This window comes from Xanthobacter luteus (genome assembly GCF_040049235.1).
GTDB lineage: Bacteria > Pseudomonadota > Alphaproteobacteria > Rhizobiales > Xanthobacteraceae > Xanthobacter.
Window position 1 is genome coordinate 37,157 of the sequence record NZ_JBDZDO010000010.1, and the last position, 15,148, is coordinate 52,304.

A 15,148-nucleotide genomic window follows, 5' to 3' on the forward strand; every position below is an offset into this window, starting at 1 on the left:
GGCGGTGGCGGAGGAGATCCCCGTGGGAGATCGGTCGGGCGCCATCCTCGAGACGCGGAGCCTGAGCGTCCATTATGGCGGCGTGGCCGCCGTGGACGCGGTGAGCCTCGCCGTGCGTCCGGGCGAGATCTTCGGCCTGCTCGGCCCCAATGGCGCCGGCAAGACCACGCTGCTCGCGGCGATCGCCGGCGCCGTGCGCCCGACCGCGGGGGAGGTGCGGTTTCGGGGCGAGCCGGTCACGGCGCTGCGGCCCGACCAACTGGCGCGCCGCGGCATGGCCCGCACCTTCCAGATCACCCGGCCGTTCGAGGACTTGACCGTCGAGGAGAACGTGATGGTCGGCGCGCAGCCGCGCTGCGCCTCGCTCGGGGAGATGCGGGCGCAGGTGGCGGAGCTGGTGGAATGGGTCGGCCTGGGCCACAAGCGCCATGCCCTCGCCAAGGGCCTTTCCACCGGCCAGCGCAAGCGCCTCGAGCTCGCCCGTGCGCTCGCCACCCGGCCCGCCTTGCTGCTGATGGACGAGGTCTCCGGCGGCCTCGACCAGCCGAGCGTCCCCGGGCTGATCGAGCTGGTGGCGCGGGTGCGGGCCTCGGGCGTCACCGTGGTGCTGATCGAGCACAACATGCGCATCATCAGCGCGCTGTGCGACCGCGTGATGTTCCTCGACCGCGGGCGGCAGCTGGCGGAGGGCGCGCCGGCCGCCGTCATGGCCATGCCCGAGGTGGTGGACCTCTATCTCGGCTCCGGGGGTGCCCATGCTTGAGATACGCGGGGTCTGCGTGCGCTATGGCGCGACCCAAGTGCTCTGGGACATCGACCTGTCGGTAAGCGAGGGGGAGGTCGTCGCGGTGATGGGCCCCAACGGCTCCGGCAAGAGCACCATCTTCAAGGCCGTGATGGGACTCGCCCCGCCCTTCGCCGGGGCGATCTCGTTCCGGGGCGAGGACATCACGCGCCTGCCGGTGGAGAAGCACGTGGCGCGGGGCATCGCGCTGGTGCTGGAGCGCCGGCGCCTGTTTCCCACCATGACGGTGCGCGAGAACGTGCTGATGGGCGCCTTCCATCCGCAGGCCGCAAAAGGGGCGGATGAGGCCCTGCGCTGGCTCCAGGGGCTTTTCCCCGTGCTGCGCGAGCGCGGCGGCCAGATCGCCGAAAGCCTCAGCGGCGGCGAGCAGCAGATGGTCGCCATCGCCCGCGGGCTGATGTCGCGGCCGCGCCTTCTGATCCTGGACGAGCCATTCCTCGGCCTAGCCCCGAAGATGGTGGCCCAGGTGGTCGATCTCATCCGCGCCGTCAATGCCGAGGGGATCGCGGTGCTTTTCAACGAGCAGAACGTGCGCACCTCCTTTTCCATCGCCGACCGGGGCTACGTGATCGAGAGCGGCCGCAACGTGGTGGATGGGACGGGCCTGGGAATGCTCGAGCATCCCGACATCCGCCGGGTCTATCTCGGCGAGCAGGGAGCCGCCCCGTGAGCGGCCAACTGATCGAGCAGATCGTCAACGGCGTGATCCTCGGGGCCATCTACGCGCTCATGGGGGCCGGCCTCACGCTCATCTACGGCACCATGCGGGTGCTGAACTTCGCCTATGGCGAGTTCTACATGCTGGGCGGCTATGCCTTCCTGCTGCTGACGTCGGGGGCAGAGACGCCGTGGCCGCTCGCCCTCGTTCTCGCCGCGATCCTCGTCTTCGCGTTCGCGGCGGTCACCGCCGCGGGCGTGGTGCAGCCGCTCCTCGCGCGCCCGGGCTGGGACTTCAGCACCATCGCCGCCACGCTCGGCATCTCCATCGCCATGCAGAACGCGGCGCTCGCCATCTGGGGCGAACGTTTCCAGTCGGTGCCCTACATGGTCGACGGCACGCTGGAGGTGGCGGGTCTCTACATCCCTTACCAGCGCCTGCTCATCGTCGCGGCCGCCGCCGTGCTCATCGCCGGCACCGCCGCCATCCTCTCCTTCACCCGCTTCGGGCGCGCCGTGCGGGCGACCGCCCAGGATCGGGAGGCCGCGCGGGTGCTCGGTGTGCCGGCGGACCGCACCAGCATCCTCGCCTTCGCCTTCGGCTCGGCGCTCGCCGCGCTCGCGGGCATGATCCTCGCGCCGATCTATGCGGTGAGCCCCTGGATGGGCGTGCCGCTGGCACTGAAAGCGTTCGCGGTGGTGGTGCTGGGCGGCCTCGGCAGCTTCCGCGGCGCCGTCGTCGCCGGACTGCTGCTCGGGATCGTCGAGGCCGTGGGCGTGGCGCTCACCTCGTCGGAATGGCGCGAGGCGATCGCCTTCGCCGTGCTCATCGCCGTCATCTGGGTCCGGCCCTGGGGCCTCTATGGAATGGAGCGCTTGGTCCGATGAACGGCATGTTCGCTCCGCGCAAGGGCCGCACGCTCGCCGCGGCGGGCCTCGCCGCCGCCGCCTGGCTCTCGATCCCCCTGGTGGTGCAGCAGCCTTACGTGCTGCACGTCCTCATCCTCACGGCCATCTTCGCCACCTTTGCCATCGGCTGGAATCTCGTCACCGGCTTTGCCGGGCTGAAGACCTTCGGCCACCATGCCCTGTTCGCCATCGCTGCCTATGCTTCGGCGCTGCTGGCGAAGAATTTCGGCTGGAGCCCGTGGCTCACGGCCTGGCTCGGCGCCGGCCTTGGCACATTCGTGGGGTTCCTGGTTGCGCTGCCGGCGCTGCGCATCCGCTCGGTGGCCCATCTCGCCATCGTCACGCTGGCGTTCGCCGAGATCATCCGCATCCTGATCTCCAACCTCAAGGAGGTGACGCGCGGCGAACTTGGTCTCGTCGGCATCCCTGCCTTCGATCCCCTCATCTTGCCGGTGCTCGGACGCGTGAGCTTCGGCGGCTCGGGCCGGCCCGCCTTCTTCTACCTTGCCTCGGTGCTGATGCTCGCCGCGCTTGCCAGCGTCTGGGCACTGATGCGCTCGCGCGTCGGGCTGGCCCTCGTGGCGCTGCGCAACTCCCAGGAGGCGGCCGAGAGCCTCGGCATCAACCTCGCTCGCTACAAGTTCCTGGCATTCGCCGCGAGCGGCTTCATCGTCGGCCTCAGCGGGGCGGTCTATGCGCACTATGTGCGGGTGCTCACGCCCCACTCGGTGGCCGGCCTGGAGGTGATGATCATGGTGATCGCCATGGTGCTTGTGGGCGGCATCGGCACCCATCTCGGGCCGGTGGTGGGCGCGCTGGTCCTCGTCGGCGGCGCCGAGGCGCTGCGCGACGTGGGCAACTACCGCCTGCTGCTCTACGGCGCCTTGATCGTGCTCGCGACCCGGTTCTTCCCGCAGGGCATCGCCCGGCTGGCGGAGCATGTGCGCTGGCCGCGTCCCGCTTTCCTTAAGCCTCAGCCAGATCCGGAGCGGCTGTGATGTCCGGCGAAATCCCGTTCGATCATGCCCGAGAGGCACAGGACCCGCGTCCCGTGGGCGACGCCGCCCTGGTGCCGCCGCTCTCCGACGTCGACCTGAAGCTGCTGGCCGTGTTCGTCACGGTGGTGCGCTGCGGCGGCTTCGCGCTGGCGCAGAACGCGCTCAACGTCAGCCCCTCCACCATCTCGATCCACATCTCGAACCTGGAGATCCGCGTCGGCGCCAAGCTCTGCAAGCGTGGACGCTCGGGCTTCCAGCTGACGCCCGAGGGCGCGGAGGTGTTCGAGGCCGCCAAGAGCCTGTTCGCCCATATCGAGGAGTACCGGGCGCGGATTGCCGGCATCAACGGCCTGCTTCTGGGCGAGATCAATGTGGGGGTGATCGACAACATGGTCGAGCATCCGAGCTTCCGCCTGGACGCCGCTATCGCCGCCTTCAAGCGCTCGGCGCGAGACGTGAAGGTAAACGTCACTGTGGCCCCGCCCAACAACCTGGAGCAGATGATCCTGGACGGGCAGCTGCACATGGCCATCTCCTTCTTCCCCCGCCGGCTCACCCGCTTCCTCTACGAGCCCATGTTCTCGGCGCAGATGGATCTGTGCTGCGGCCGCGACCATCCGTTGTTCGACGTCGACGATGCCGAGATCACGCCCGAGCACGTCACCGCCGCCGAGCATGCCCAGCGCGGCTATGTCACGCTGGAGCAGATGCAGCCGCTGCATCGGCGCTTCCGCTTCACCGCCAGTTCGCCGAGCATCGAAGGCCTCGCTTATCTCATCCTCTCGGGCAGCTATCTCGGCTTCCTGTCCTCGGTCTATGCGCGACGCTGGATCGAGCGGGGGCAGATGCGGGTGATCCGCCCGGACCTGTTCTCCTACCGCTCGGACTATTTCCTGGCCTACAACAAGACGGCGCCCGAGACGCGGGCCTTCCGTCTGATGCTGCAGTATTTGCGCGCCGAGGCGCACGCGCCGTGAGGGCGGCGGAGCATTCGCCGGCGCTGAGCCTGCGCCAGCTGCAGGCTTTTCGGACCGTGATCGCCACCGGGACCATGACGCGGGCTGCCGAGGCGATGAACACCTCCCAGCCCGCCATAAGCGCCATGATCGCCGCTCTTGAGCGCGAGGTCGGCTTCAAGCTGTTCTTCCGCCGCGGCTCCGCCCTGGTGCCGACCCCGGACGGCATGGCCTTCGACGCCGAGGCGCAAAGCGCCCTGCTCGGGATCGAGCGGGTGAAGCGCGTCGCGGTCGATATCCGCAACCGGCGCCGCGGCGCGCTGCGCGTGGCGGCCTGCTCCTGGCTGGGCAGCGGCTACCTGCCGGAACTCGTCACCTCCTTCGCGCGCGCCCACCCGGGCATCGAAATCCAGATCATTCCGTTCAGCAGCCCGGACGTGAGCGCCTCGCTCCTGGAAGAAACGACCGACATCTGGATGCTCGATGCGCCGGCCTCCCATCCGCTGCTGGAGAGCGAGGAGCACACGGTGCCCTGCGTCTGCGTGTTGCCGCAATCCCATCCGCTGGCGGAGCGCGCGGTGCTGGATCCCGGCCTGTTGGGCGGGATGGCCCATGTGGCGCCGCCGCGCGACAACCCGATCGCGGCAAAGGTGGAGGCGGCCTTTGCCGCCGCTGGCGTGCGCCTGCGCACCACGATCCGGGCAGAGAGTTTTGCCACGGTATGCTCGCTGGTGTCCTTCGGCCTCGGCTTCGGCCTGGTCGACGAGGTCACGGCGCGCCACCTGAAGCCGCTCGGCCTGACCATACGCCCGTTCGCACCCGCCATGGGCCTGACGCTCGCCGCCATGCACCGCACCGACCGTCAGATATCGATCGCCGCCCGTTCGTTCCTCGATGCCCATCGCCGGCTTATCGGCGCGGCTCAGGCCGAAGCGGGGCAGGTCGGCGCCGAGCCAATCGGCTCTGTTCAGGCAAAGGCGCCGTCGTGAGCGCGCCATGCCTGACGCCGGGATGCCCCGCGACCGTACACACGATTGCCGGAAAGTGGCGAATTGATAGGACGCATCGATGTGCGCGGCGCGCATCAGGACTGGCGAGGGGAGGCGGTCATGGGGAATGCAGAGCTTGAGGCGCGCAGGCGGCAGGCGGTCTCGCGCGCGGTCGGGGTCACCACCGAGATCTACGCCGTCCGCGCCGAGAATGCCGAGATCTGGGACGCGGAGGGCCGGCGCTACATCGATTTCGCCGCCGGCATCGCCGTGGTGAACACCGGCCACCGCCACCCGAAGGTGCTCGCCGCGGTGCGCGAGCAGCTCGATCGCTTCACCCACACCTGCCACCAGGTGGTGCCCTACGAGACCTACGTGCACCTCGCCGAGCGGCTGAACGCGGCGGTGCCGGGCGACTTCGCCAAGAAGACGGTGTTCGTGACCACCGGCGCGGAGGCCACCGAGAATGCGGTGAAGATCGCCCGCGCCGCCACCGGGCGCGCCGCGGTGATCGCCTTCGCCGGCGGCTTCCACGGCCGCACCTTCATGGGCATGTCCATGACCGGCAAGGTGGCGCCCTACAAGACCGGCTTCGGGCCCATGATGCCGGAGGTCTACCATCTGCCCTTCCCGGTGGCGCTGCACGGCGTGACGGAAGAGGACGCGCTCGCCGCGCTCGACCGGCTGTTCAAGGCCGACGTGGACCCGGCGCGCGTCGCCGCCTTCATCGTCGAGCCGGTGCAGGGGGAGGGCGGGTTCTACGAAGCGCCGGCCGCGTTCCTGAGGGAGCTGCGGGCGATCGCCGACCGCCACGGCATCGTGCTGGTCGCCGACGAGGTGCAGACCGGTTTCGCCCGCACCGGGCGCCTGTTCGCCATGGAGCGCACCGGCGTCACGGCCGATCTCACCACCATGGCCAAGGGGCTGGGCGGCGGCTTTCCCATCGCCGCGGTCACCGGTCGGGCAGAGCTGATGGACGCCCCCGGCACCGGCGGGCTCGGCGGCACCTATGGCGGCAATCCGCTGGCGGTGGCGGCGGCCCATGCGGTGCTGGACGTGATCGCCGAGGAGGACCTGTGCGCACGGGCCGAGGCGCTGGGGGCGCGCCTCAAGCAGCGGCTGCATTCGCTCGCCGGCGCCGTGCCGCAGATCGCCGATATCCGGGGGCCGGGCTTCATGAACGCGGTGGAGTTCACCCATCCGGGCGCGGGCACCCCGGCGGCCGATTTCACCAATGCGGTGCGCCAGCGCGCGCTCGCCAAGGGGCTCATCCTGCTGTCGTGCGGCGTCTACGGCAACGTGATCCGCTTCCTGGCGCCGCTGACCATTCCCGACGCGGTGTTCGGCGAGGCGCTCGACATCATCGAGGCCAGCCTGCGCGAGTGCGCCGCCGAGGCGTGAGCGAGACCGGGAGCGGGACCGATGCGTGATGCTATGGGCGAGGCGGCGCAGAGCGGCGGGGCCAATCTGGCCATCAATCCCCGGCGGCTCTGGGAGAGCCTGATGGAAACCGCCCGCATGGGCGGAACGCCCAAGGGCGGAATTTGCCGGCTGGCCCTGAGCGCCGCCGACCGCGAGGTGCGCGACTGGCTGCGTGACGCCTGCACCGCGCTCGGCTGCACGGTGACGGTGGACGAGGTGGGCAACATGTTCGCATTCAGGCCGGGCCGCCGGGAAGACCTCGCGCCCATCGCCTTCGGCAGCCATCTCGACACCCAGCCCACCGGGGGCAAGTTCGACGGCGTCCTGGGCGTGCTCGCCGGCCTGGAGGTGTTGCGCACGCTGGACGAGGCGGGCTTCGACACCAATGCGCCGCTCATGCTGGTGAACTGGACCAACGAAGAGGGGGCGCGCTTCTCGCCGGCCATGCTGGGATCCGGCGTCCATGCGGGCGTGTTCGACCGTGCTTATGCCGACGCACGGCAGGACCGGCAGGGCGTCTGCTTTGGCGACGCCATCGCCGCCATCGGCTATCGCGGCACGGCGCCGGCCGGCTCGGTTCGCTTCGGCGCCATGTTCGAGCTGCACATCGAGCAGGGGCCGGTCCTAGAGGCTGAGGGCCGGACCGTGGGCGTGGTCACGGGAGTCCAGGGCATGCGATGGTACGACGTCGCGGTGACCGGCCGGGAGGCCCACAGCGGTTCGACGCCCATGGGCCTTCGCGCCGATGCCCTGCTCGCAGCGGCGCGCCTCGTGACCGAGGTGCATGCCATCGCCCTGGCATATGGGCCGGAGGCGGTGGGCACGGTCGGGTCCTTGGAGGTGACCCCGAACTCGCCGAACGTGATCCCCGGCGCCGTCCGCCTCACGGTGGACCTGCGCCACCCGGACGATGCCATTCTGGAGGCCATGGAGGCGCGCCTTCAGGCCGCGACGCGGTCTCTTGCGAATGACGCTGGCCTTGAGGTTCTGTCCGTCAAAATCTGGGATTCGCCTGCGGTCCGTTTCGATGCCGACTGCATCGCCGCCGTCCGCTCGGGTGTGGCCGCCGCCGGGCTGCCGATGCGCGACATGGTTTCCGGTGCCGGCCATGACGCGGCTTACATCGCGCGCATCGCTCCCACGAGCATGATCTTCGTGCCGAGCGCGGGCGGTCTGAGCCACAATGAGGCCGAGAGCACCACCGCCACCGAATGCGCCGCCGGCGCCCAAGTGCTGCTCAACGCCATTCTGGCCTACGACCGGGCGGGGGAAAACCGATAGCGGGCATCCGCTCGGCGCCGTCGCCATCCCCTCGACGGCCTGGGTCTTCCAGGCATTGATCATGGTCTGTGGACGCCGGGGCCTGTTCTGCGGGTGTTTTGCGTTATGGCGAAGGCCACCCAATTGGGTGATGTGCTCCCGCCCGCGCCGTGCCAGCGTCCATCGACCGAGATGCGCCTTCGAAGATGTCCCTTCGGGGGCGGTTGGCCGATGGCTGCGTGGACCCTGGAGTTCGTCATGGCGCTTTTTCCCTTCCGCTTCCCGGGCCTCGGCGCCCGCGCGAAGACGCCGGCCTTCGGCGCGCTCGACGCCTCGAAGACCGTGCGCGAGGCCGCGGCCAATGCCGGGCCGGTGCAGCTCGATCCGAACGTCACCCTCACCAATGCCGACGGCACCGGCTTCGGCGGCGGCCGCCTCACCGTCTCCATCGCCGGCGCCACGGCCGCCGACAGCTTCTCCATCGCCGAGACCGGCGGCATCACCGTTTCGGGCGATGCGGTCTATTACCAGGGCGCGCGCATCGGCACCGTGACCTCGGACGGGGCAGGCGGCAGCGCCCTCACCGTCGCCTTCGACAGCGGGCCGGTGAGCAACCAGGCGGCGAGCGCGCTCGCCCGCGCGGTGAGCTATGCCTCCAGCGCCGACGCGCCCGGCAGCGCCGCGCGCGCCGTCACGTTCCAGGCGGTGGATGCGGAGAACACCGCGGGCGCCGGCCGGATCAACTTGAAGATCGCCGCCGACCGCGATGCGCCGGTGGTGAGCGACCTCGATGCCCATGTGGTCCGCACGCCGCAGGAGGCGCTGACCGCGCGGGTGGTGGACGGCGACGTGACGGCGCGCAATCCGGACGGCACTGGCTTTTCGCGCGGGTCCTTGAGCGTGCACCTCGACGGGGCGACGGCGGGCGACGACCTGACCCTGGCGGAGGGGCCGTTCCGCATCCAGGGCACGAAGGTGTATCTGGGCACGGCCCACGTCGCCAACGTCACCTCAAGCGGGCAGGACGGCGCCGACCTCACCATCAAGTTCAAGGCCGCCGCCAAGATCTCCGACGCGCAGATGACGCAGCTGATGGAGCAGGTGGCGCACAGCACGTCCGATGCCGCGCCGCCCGAGGGCGCGCGCACGCTCACCTTCACGCTGACCGACAAGGAGGGCGACGTCGGCCGCGCCTCCGTCGGCCTCTCCGTGGCGCAGCCCAACCGCGCGCCGGCGGCGGCGGACGATGTGCGGACCATGGCGGAGGACACGCCGCTGGTGATTCCGGCGGCGGAGCTTCTCGCCAATGACGGCGACCTCGACGGTGACACGCTGAGCGTCACCGGCTTCGGCGGCGCCAGCGGCGGGACGCTGGTCTATTCCGGCGGCACCTTCACCTTCACGCCCGATGCCGATTACAGTGGCCCGGCCTCCTTCACCTACACCGTCTCGGACGGCAAGGGCGGGGCGGATACGGCCACTGTGGCGGTGACCGTGACGCCGGTGAACGACGCTCCGGTGGCCACGGGCGACACGGCGACCACCGCGGAGGACACGCCGCTGGTCCTCACCGCCGCGCAGCTTCTTGCCAACGACGCAGACCTCGACGGCAACACGCTGAGCGTCACCGGCTTCGGCGGCGCCAGCGGCGGGACGCTGGTCTATTCCGGCGGCACCTTCACCTTCACGCCCGATGCCGATTACAGCGGCCCGGCCTCGTTCACCTACACCGTCTCGGACGGCAAGGGCGGGACCGACACGGCCACCGTGGCGGTGACCGTCACGCCGGTGAACGACGCGCCGGTCATCACATCCGAAGCCGCGGCGACGTTCGCGGAGAACGGCACCGGCACCGCCTATCAGAGCGCGGCCAGCGACGTGGAGGGCGATGCGCTCACCTTCTCCCTCTCGGGCGCGGACGCGGACCTGTTCACGGTGGATGCGGACGGCAAGGTCGCCTTCAAGGCGGCGCCCGACTTCGAGGCCCCGGCGGATGCGGGCGGCGACAATGTCTACGACATCGTCGTCGAGGCGCACGACGGCACAGCCACCACCAGCAAGGCGGTCGCCATCACGGTGACGGACGTGGCGGAGAACAGCGCGCCGCGCCTCGTCGAAGCGCCCACGCCGGCGGCACTGGACGTGGGAGCGCTGGGGCAGGCCAATCGGGAAAGCGGCGGCTATGCCGTCCTCTCGCCGGACGGCACCAAGGTCGCCTTCGCTTCGACGGCGAGCAATCTCGCCGCGAACGACACCAACGGCCGCGAGGATGTCTTCGTGAAGGACCTCGTCACCGGCGAGGTGACGCTCGTCTCCATCGCGTCGGACGGGATGGCGGGTGGAGGAAGCACTTCGGAACTCACCTTCTCGCCGGATGGCTCAAAGGTCACGTTCGTGAGTCGGGACCAACTCACGCCGGGCGATACCAATGGCGAGGATGACTTCTATGTCACGGACCTCGCCACAGGCGCTGTGACGCTGCTCATTTCGGCGTCCGACGGGACGTCCGGGAACTTTGAATACGATCGCTATAATGCAAATTATACTTACCTTCCTGGAAGTTCGAAGATGCTGTTCGAAGCCGAGGCCACAAATCTCGTGGCGAACGACACCAACGGCCGACGAGACATCTTTCTGAAGGACTTGTCTACGGGGGAGACGACGTTGGTCTCGGCGGCGGCCGACGGCACGCCCGGCAACGACTCCAGCTACTGGCGTGCGCTGACGGACGACGGCACGAAGGTGTTGTTCCTGTCGTACGCAAGCAATCTGGTGGCGGGCGACACCAACGGCTCCGTCGACGTCTTCGTGAAGGATCTCGCCACCGGCGAGGTGACGATGGTGTCCTCAGCGGCCGACGGCACGCCCGGCAACGGGGAGAGCTACGACGCAAAGCTGTCGGCCGACGAGACCAAGGTCGTGTTCGAATCCCGCTCCAGCAATCTCGTGGCGGGGGACACGAACGACGCCATGGACGTCTTCGTGAAGGACCTCTCCACAGGGGCGGTGACACTGGTCTCGTCTGCGTCTGACGGTGTGCCGGGAAATGCGTCCAGCGACACCCACTTCGACTTTTCTGCGGACGCGACGAAAGTATTCTTCATTTCCGAGGCCAGCAATCTGGTGCCGGATGACACCAACAACACCCGAGACCTCTTCGTGAAAGATCTCGTCACCGGAGAGACGAGGATGCTGTCCTCGGCTGCGGATGGCACTGCGGGGAACGGCTACACGTCCTACTACACCGTGTCGCCCGACGGCACCAAGGTGATGTTCTTATCCCAAGCGAGCAACCTTGTGGCCGGCGACACCAATGGCAATGCCGACGAATTCGTGAAGGACCTCGCCACAGGCGCAGTGACGATGGTCGCGTCGGCATCCAACGGCACGCCGGGGATCGGGTATAGCAACTCATTCACCTTCTCCCCGGACGGCACCAAAGTGCTGTTCATGTCCGAGGCCAGCAACCTTGTTCCGGACGACACCAACGGCGCCACCGACATCTTCCTGAAGGATCTGGCCACCGGCGAGCTGACGCTGATCTCCTCCGCATCGGACGGCACGCTGGGCAATGACTATAGCGGCTCATTCGCTTTCTCGCCCGATGGAACCAAGGTTGTGTTTTGGTCCTACGCCAGCAATCTCGTGGCGGGGGACACGAACGACGCCATGGACGTCTTCGCGAAGGACCTGGCAACGGGAACGGTGACGCTGCTCTCCTCCGCCTCCGACGGCACGCCGGGCGATGGTAGCAGCTACTATCTCGGCTTCACGCCCGACGGCACGCAGGTGCTGATTTCGTCGGAGGCCGGCAACCTGGTGCCGGACGACTTCAACGGTGCTGGGGATATTTTTCTGAAGGATATCGCCACCGGCGCGGTAACGCGTGTCTCCGCCCCCACCCCTGTGCCGCTCACGCGGACCGGCTCTTTCACCTTCTCGGATGCCGACGCCACCGACACCCACACGGTGAGCATCGTGCCCGCTGCCGGTGCGCTCGGCACCCTTCAGGCCGTGGTGGTGCCGGTGGCGGACGGGCCGGACCGGGTGGACTGGTCCTACAGCGTCGACCCCGCCCTCATCGCGGACTTGCCGCGGGGTGAGAGCCTCTCCGAGACCTTCACCGTGACGGTGGACGACGGGCACGGCGGCACAGTTGCGGTGGATGTCGTGGTCGCGGTCAACCGCGTGAACACGGCGCCGGAAGCATTCGCGACCGGCACCCACTTTCTTGTTGAGGACTTTCCGCTGGTGCTGGACGTCGAGAATCGGCTCGGGAATGACATCGACCTTGACGGCGATGCGCTGACTTTGGCCGGCGTCGGCGACGCGATCGGCGGGACGGTGGCGCTGGAGGATGGCGCGATCACCTTCACGCCGGACGCGGACTTCAACGGGGATGCCTCCTTCACCTACACCATCGCCGATGGCCACGGCGGCACGGACACCGAGACCGTATCGATCTATGTGGTGCCGGTGAACGACGCGCCGGTAGCCGGCGACGACGCCGCCACCACGGCGGAGGATACGCCCCTGGTCCTCACCGCTGCGCAGCTTCTCGCCAACGACGCCGACGTGGACGGCGACACGCTGAGCGTCACCGGCTTCGGCGGGGCCAGCGGCGGGACGCTGGTCTATTCCGGCGGCACCTTCAGCTTCACGCCCGACGCCGATTACAGCGGCCCGGCCTCGTTCACCTACACCGTCTCGGACGGTAAGGGCGGGACCGACACGGCCACCGTGGCGGTCGACGTCACGCCGGTAAACGACGCGCCGACGCAACTCGCGCTCTCCAACGACCAGATCGCAGAGAACCTCGCCGGGGCCACAATCGGGACGCTCAGCGCGAGCGATCCGGACAGCACCGACACGCTGACCTATTCCATCGTCCCGGAACTCGACGGCGCCCTGTTCACCATCTCCGGCAACGAGCTTCGCGTGGGTCAGGCGGGGTTGGACTATGAGGTGTCGGCGACGCGCTCCGTCACCGTGCGCGCAACCGATTCCAAGGGGGCCTACACCGAAGAGACTATCACCATCGACGTGCTGGACCGGCCGGAGACCGTGCTCACCACTGGGCCGGACGTGTTCGAGGGCACGGCGGCGGATGAGCAGGTGTTTGCAAACTACAATACCCTCAATCCCGAAGACCGGCTTTCGGGCGGAGACGGGTACGATATTCTGTTCGTCAGTGCGAGTTTGGACACTCTGGATCTCTCGACGCCGACGACCTTCTCCGGCTTCGAGGAGGTTCGGCTTGGCGGCTTTTGGGGCGGCCTCCGGCTGCGCGATGGAACAGACCTTCGTGTCGTCAGCACCAGCACCAGTTGGGGCAACTCATTTTATCTCTCCACCGGCCGGGAAAACATCAGCGGCGGTGCGGACTCGGAGTATTTCGAAGCGGATCGCGTGGCGGAGCTCTCCGATGGCGATGTCTTGGACGGGGCAGGAGGAAGCGATTCCTTGCAGCTGTCCGGCGGGGGTACTTTCGACCTGACGCCGCCTGACCTTCGCAACATTGAAGTCCTGTATATCCAGTCATCGACCACCGCGCGCGTCGATGACGATGCGCTCGCCGACTTCCGACAAGTATACGGATCGACCGGCAGTCTCCTTGTCACCGGCGCCGACAGCCTCGACCTTTCCGGGAAAACCCTCTCCGGAGTGGCCGTCACCAGCGACAATACCTCGGGCACGGTCTTCACCATCGACCGCCCGGCGAACAGCTTCCTTATCCAGGGCGGGCCGGGTAACGACACTCTGGTCGCCGACGGCTTCACCTACACGGACGAGCAGCGGGCGCTGATCTTCGCCACCACCTCCATCGAGACCATCCAGGACAGCAGCGGAACGTATGTGCAGTCGACGCCGGCGCCATGGAGCTCCACGCTGACGACAGCCTCCGATGTGGTCACCGCCTACGTCGCCAACCAAACCGTCTACGGCACGGCCGAGACGCTCAGTCCCGGCGATGCGCTCGCCGCCGGCGAGGGGCACGACACGCTGGTGCTCGCCGGCAGAGGCACGTTCGATCTTTCGACGCTCGCCGAATTCAGCGGCTTCGAGGAGGTGCAACTCGTCAATGACTTCGATAGTTCCTATTCCATTCTTATCCTGCGCGACGGCGTCGATCTCACCGTAACCGGCGGCGCCCACTTCACGTCCTTCTATCTTTCGACCGGCGCTGAGAAAATCTTCGGCGGCAACGGCGGAAACTCGTTCTATACGACGACACCGGCCGATCTCACCCTCAACGATGAACTCCACGGCGGCACGGGGTCGGACACCCTCTATCTGCGCGGGGACGCGGTGACCTACGACCTGCGCGGCATGCAGATCGAGGGCATAGAGACCCTGGGGATCCAAAGCGGGACCGTGATCGTCGACAGTGACGTGCTGACCGATGTCACATTCATAGAAAGCTATGACGGTGGCACTCTCAGCACGCCGGATGCGGAGCTCGATCTGAGGGGCGTCGAAATGAGCTCTGTCTTCAGCTATGTCCCAATCCAGAGCATCAACGCCACGGGCACCACCTTCATCGTGGACGATGCCGACACCGCGCGCTTCGTGCGCGGCGGCACCGGCATCGACACCCTGGTCGCCTCCGGCCTCGGCCTGACGGAATACGAGCGCCAGTCCATCTTCACCAACGGCTCCGTCGAGATCATCCGCGACTCCACCGGAATCTATGGCGACGAGACCGCCAATGCCCTGGTCGGCACCGCCGCGAGCGAAATCATCAGCGGCGGCGGGGGCGCGGATGTGCTCACGGGCGGGGCGGGGGCGGACACGTTCGTGCTCGCCACGCAGGCCGGGGCGCGGATCACCTTTTTCGACGCGGGGGGCCAGCCCGACGCCGGCGACGACATCCTCGACATCGGCGCGCTGGTCTCGGCCTCGAGCTTCGTCGCCGGCGACGACCTCTCGGACTTCGTGTGGTTCGAGGATGCCGACGGCGACGCCGGCACGGCGGGCGCCTATGTCATGTACGACGCGGACGGCGCCGGGGCCGGGGCGGTGGTGCAGCACACCCAGCTCGACGGGCCGAATGTGGGGGACACGCTCTACCTCGCTTATGGCGGCACGACGGCCACCGACCTGATCATCCTCTGAGGCGCGGGGGCGGGCCGCCGTCCTTTCCACGCGGTC

9 protein-coding genes are annotated in these 15,148 nt (G+C 68.3%); all 9 read left to right on the plus strand.

Translation table 11 applies throughout. From position 1 onward, the window contains the following. Positions 1 to 22: 22 nt before the first annotated feature. The 9 genes from ABLE88_RS23500 (at position 23) to ABLE88_RS23540 (ending at position 15,112) form a co-directional block, all read left to right on the plus strand. A complete protein-coding gene (locus ABLE88_RS23500) occupies positions 23 to 763 on the plus strand; it encodes an ABC transporter ATP-binding protein (RefSeq protein WP_348834351.1) in 741 nt (246 codons plus the stop codon). Further along, on the plus strand, positions 756 to 1,475 hold the full coding sequence (locus ABLE88_RS23505; protein ID WP_348834352.1) for an ABC transporter ATP-binding protein: 720 nt from the start codon (positions 756 to 758) through the stop codon (positions 1,473 to 1,475). The genes ABLE88_RS23500 and ABLE88_RS23505 overlap by 8 nt, the downstream gene beginning before the upstream one ends. Further along, entirely contained in the window at positions 1,472 to 2,350 is an 879-nt protein-coding gene (locus ABLE88_RS23510; protein ID WP_348834353.1) for a branched-chain amino acid ABC transporter permease, read from the plus strand. The genes ABLE88_RS23505 and ABLE88_RS23510 overlap by 4 nt, the downstream gene beginning before the upstream one ends. Next, positions 2,347 to 3,369: a branched-chain amino acid ABC transporter permease gene (locus tag ABLE88_RS23515; RefSeq protein WP_348834355.1), complete on the plus strand. Its 1,023-nt coding sequence runs from the start codon at positions 2,347 to 2,349 to the stop codon at positions 3,367 to 3,369. Before ABLE88_RS23510 ends, ABLE88_RS23515 begins: the two co-directional genes overlap by 4 nt. Then, the gene (locus tag ABLE88_RS23520; RefSeq protein ID WP_348834356.1) at positions 3,369 to 4,346 is read left to right on the plus strand and encodes a LysR family transcriptional regulator; all 978 of its coding nucleotides are present in this window, start codon (positions 3,369 to 3,371) and stop codon (positions 4,344 to 4,346) included. The genes ABLE88_RS23515 and ABLE88_RS23520 overlap by 1 nt, the downstream gene beginning before the upstream one ends. Beyond that, positions 4,343 to 5,314, plus strand: coding sequence for a LysR family transcriptional regulator (locus tag ABLE88_RS23525; protein ID WP_348834358.1), 972 nt, complete (start codon positions 4,343 to 4,345; stop codon positions 5,312 to 5,314). The genes ABLE88_RS23520 and ABLE88_RS23525 overlap by 4 nt, the downstream gene beginning before the upstream one ends. Positions 5,315 to 5,434: 120 nt before the next feature. After that, positions 5,435 to 6,715, plus strand: a complete 1,281-nt coding sequence (locus tag ABLE88_RS23530; protein ID WP_348834359.1) for a 4-aminobutyrate--2-oxoglutarate transaminase — start codon at positions 5,435 to 5,437, stop codon at positions 6,713 to 6,715. A 21-nt stretch (positions 6,716 to 6,736) separates the two neighbouring features. Beyond that, positions 6,737 to 8,017 (plus strand): Zn-dependent hydrolase, encoded by a 1,281-nt coding sequence (locus tag ABLE88_RS23535; RefSeq protein ID WP_348834361.1) that lies wholly within the window; start codon positions 6,737 to 6,739, stop codon positions 8,015 to 8,017. A gap of 237 nt (positions 8,018 to 8,254) precedes the next feature. After that, a complete protein-coding gene (locus tag ABLE88_RS23540; protein ID WP_348834363.1) occupies positions 8,255 to 15,112 on the plus strand; it encodes a tandem-95 repeat protein in 6,858 nt (2,285 codons plus the stop codon). The last annotated feature ends 36 nt before the right edge of the window (positions 15,113 to 15,148 follow it).

Bases quoted from the DNA above. Each gene is read 5' to 3' on its own strand.
- ABLE88_RS23505 (WP_348834352.1), top strand. From the start codon at position 756: ATGCTTGAGATACGCGGGGTCTGCGTGCGCTATGGCGCGACCCAAGTG.
- ABLE88_RS23530 (WP_348834359.1), top strand. From the start codon at position 5,435: ATGGGGAATGCAGAGCTTGAGGCGCGCAGGCGGCAGGCGGTCTCGCGC.
- ABLE88_RS23515 (WP_348834355.1), top strand. From the start codon at position 2,347: ATGAACGGCATGTTCGCTCCGCGCAAGGGCCGCACGCTCGCCGCGGCG.
- ABLE88_RS23520 (WP_348834356.1), top strand. From the start codon at position 3,369: ATGTCCGGCGAAATCCCGTTCGATCATGCCCGAGAGGCACAGGACCCG.
- ABLE88_RS23540 (WP_348834363.1), top strand. From the start codon at position 8,255: ATGGCGCTTTTTCCCTTCCGCTTCCCGGGCCTCGGCGCCCGCGCGAAG.
- ABLE88_RS23535 (WP_348834361.1), top strand. From the start codon at position 6,737: ATGCGTGATGCTATGGGCGAGGCGGCGCAGAGCGGCGGGGCCAATCTG.